Origin of the sequence: Vibrio sp. TMPB1044 (assembly GCF_030442075.1) — a bacterium.
Classification (GTDB): domain Bacteria; phylum Pseudomonadota; class Gammaproteobacteria; order Enterobacterales; family Vibrionaceae; genus Vibrio; species Vibrio satsumensis.
This window is the reverse complement of sequence record NZ_JAUJED010000058.1, coordinates 1-573: the sequence shown is the minus strand read 5'-3', so window position 1 is coordinate 573 and position 573 is coordinate 1. Positions and strand designations below refer to the sequence as shown.

At 38.6% G+C, this 573-nt stretch carries 1 pseudogene; it reads right to left on the bottom strand.

What is annotated here, in order from left to right:
* Window positions 1–505 (bottom strand): annotated as a pseudogene (locus QQ041_RS22085) (hybrid sensor histidine kinase/response regulator); the annotation flags it as partial.
* Window positions 506–573 lie beyond the last annotated feature (68 nt).

Here is a 573-nt window from a genome sequence, read left to right as displayed (position 1 = left end):
CTGCTTGGTACAAGGGCATAAACAACTTAACGCAAATATGATTGGTATCGTCATGCAAAAGATACAAAATGCGTTCATTCACTTCTTGATTTGAGATTGCATTAAAAATGGCTTGCTCTTGTTTAGTCGCAGGATGACGAAATGTATCTTCAAACAACAATTGCCCTGTTCGATCCCGCACCGCGAATTGCATGGATTGGTTTTGCCCTTTGAACCGTTCCAGATGGTAAGAGAGACGTTCTATGTTTGATTGTGATGCTGCATCAATCACCCCTTGGTACTGAGACGCTAACACAATACGATCTTCTGCAACTTCTAAGTACTTTTCCATAAAAATCTTAGCGGACTCAAGCTCAAAACTACTGTTTCCACTTTGCAGCTGTTTAACAGTAGATTGGCTGTGATTAGAGAGCACGTAAAGTGATGTGACACCATACGTCAAGGATGTAAGCAATATAAATAGAACTAACAATACCTTAGGGCTGAATGACGATAGCTTGACCATACCTAAATTACTTCCGTGTGATTCTTCAATGTTATATAAAAACTATAGAATAAATATCACCTTAAAGT